At 62.1% G+C, this 2,436-nt stretch carries 2 protein-coding genes; both read right to left on the reverse strand.

Annotated elements, in window-relative coordinates:
• Positions 1–59: 59 nt before the first annotated feature.
• On the reverse strand, positions 60–2,051 hold the full coding sequence (locus tag AC1DT2_RS20675; protein ID WP_477298414.1) for a CocE/NonD family hydrolase: 1,992 nt from the start codon (positions 2,049–2,051) through the stop codon (positions 60–62).
• A gap of 124 nt (positions 2,052–2,175) precedes the next feature.
• On the reverse strand, positions 2,176–2,367 hold the full coding sequence (locus AC1DT2_RS20680; protein WP_477298416.1) for a hypothetical protein: 192 nt from the start codon (positions 2,365–2,367) through the stop codon (positions 2,176–2,178).
• Positions 2,368–2,436 lie beyond the last annotated feature (69 nt).

A 2,436-nucleotide genomic window follows, 5' to 3' on the forward strand; every position in this document is an offset into this window, starting at 1 on the left:
TGTGGGAGCCGCTTCAGCGGCGATCCCGCGGCAGCGGGCCATCCCGCTGCCGCGTCGGGTCAAGGCGTCGTACGCGGAACGATGGTGTACGTGATCTTCGACGGATGCGCCGCGTCGTGGTGAACCGCGTTATGCGCGATCACACCCTTGGCCTCGTCATAGTTGTTACCCCCGGTATTGAGGTTGCGATCGAAGCGCGGGAAGTTGCTGCTGGAGATCGCCACGCGCAGCTTGTGCCCCGGATAGAAGAACATGCTCGTATCGATCGGCTGGAAGGTGACCTTGTAGACTTCACCATCCTTCATCCACACCGGCGGTTTGTCGTAGCCCTCGCGGTAACGCATGCGCTGGATGTTCTCGGTGATGTTGAATGCCTTGCCGTCCGGACGGACATCCATGACCTTGAACGTGAAGTCCGTGTCCTTCGCATCGGAGGAGACGTACAGCGTGACCGTGATGGGTCCGCTGACTTCGGTGCCTTCCTTGAAGGGTTCGGAGTCGTAGACCAGGATATCGTTACGAGCCAGCTGCGGGTTCTGGTCGAACGAACCGAACTTCACCGCATTGCCCTGGCAGCACCCGCCACCGCCCAGCGTGGTGACCGGATTGGCCGGATCGTAGACGAAGCTATCGGGCTGGTCGGTGCCGCCCGCGGTGTCGACGAGCTTGCCGTCGCCATACAGCGTGTTGGCCTTGCCGCCGCTGGTGAAAAACAGGTCGCGCGTGACGGCACCGGCCGGCGGCCAGGTTTGCGAGTTGCGCCACTTGTTCTCGCCCATCACGTAGTACATGACCTTGGGTTGCTTATCGACGACGGGGCTGTCCACGCCTTTGAGGAACTTGTCGAACCAGCCGAACACCAGGCCTTCGTAGTCGAAGCGGGCATCGCCGACATCGAGATCGCCGATCATGGTGTGTTCGGTGGCACGCGTATAGGCGCAGTGCAGGACCGGCGCGATGATGGCGTACTGTTCGTCGGCGACATTCTTGGGCGCCGTGGCGCGCACCTGATTGAAGGCGGCCAGATTCGGTGAGACGGACACGTCGAACCAGCTCATGAACCACAGGCCCGGCTTGTTGATCTTCATATCGTCATGCCACAAACCGCCCTTGCGCCAGGCGGGGCTGTTCGGCGTGCGCGCGATCATGTTGCCGCCCGTCGGCACGTCCATGGCGTCGGCGAAAATGCCCTTGGGGCCATCGACGGCCTTGAGGATCTCGTTCTCCGGCAGGTGCCAGAACGCCTGGTCCCAGTCGACCGGGGGCATCTGCGGATCCAGGTCGAAGGCCTTGGAGGCGCGGATCAGGTCAGCCTGCGACGTATTGGCCGGGAACATGGGGCGAACCTGGTTCTGCTCGCCGTAGATCCAGGCCTGGAACAGCATCTGCACGGCACCGCCGCGGTACCAGTTGCCCTGTTCGTAATACGGACCGACCTTGCCGACACCGGCGCCGAAGCCCTGCACGTTGAACGTGGCGAGCGCCGGCTCGTTCTGCGCGACCACGGCCATCTGCCATTCGGCGGTCGATGAACAACCGGTCGTGCCGACCTTGCCGTTGGACCAGGGCTGCGTGGACATCCAGCGCACGGCATCCACGCCGTCGCTCAGGGGTGCACCGAGGATGTCGTAGTTGCCTTCGGAGAAGTAGTGGCCGCGCTCGTTCATTTCGACCAGGGCGTAGCCACGCTTCACGGCCTCGAGTTCGTGGGTCATGTCGCGCGGGGCGCCATTCTTCACGTCCCAGAAATTGAAGTTGTACGGGGTACGAACAAAGATCGTCGGTACCTTGCCGCTGGAATTCTTGGGTCGATAGATGTCCGCGGCCATGCGCTTGCCATCACGCATTTTCACCATCACCTTGCGATCGACGACGGCGATATCCTCGAGTTGTTTTTCGAGATCGATGCGTTTGGCGATGAGTGCTTTCTGTTCAGGCGTCTGGACGGCCTGGGCCGCGACGGGCTCGGCAAGCAGGGCGAGACAGAAGGAGGCGACGCCGACCGACAACGCGGTCCTGACGTGAGAGAGGGCAGGGCGCGACGGTCGCATGCTGAAGCCTTAGTGTCGGGACGATCACCCGAGTCTGGCAAATTGTCCTAAGCAGGTAAATCCGTGACTTCTGGCATGGACAGGCCGTTGTGGGAGCCGATCCATCGGCGATGGGTGCTGGCGATTACGCCTCCGGCACCGAAATCCCATGCTTCATCAAAATCGACGACACCTCCGAGCTTACCCAGTCGAAATGTTCGGGTCCGGCGGCTTCGAGAACGAGGCTCGACTGCGTCGCGAAGGTCGGCCAGAACRCATCCGGGTCGGGATTCTCGTGCAAACCGGCCTGCACCTCGGTGGCGAGGCGGTCGAGCATGCTTTGAAGATCGYCACGATGTGTCATGACCCCAAGGCTACGCCCGAGGTGTGTACGCAAGTCGTGTAC

It is taken from the genome of Luteibacter sp. P4_E6, from assembly GCF_056401535.1.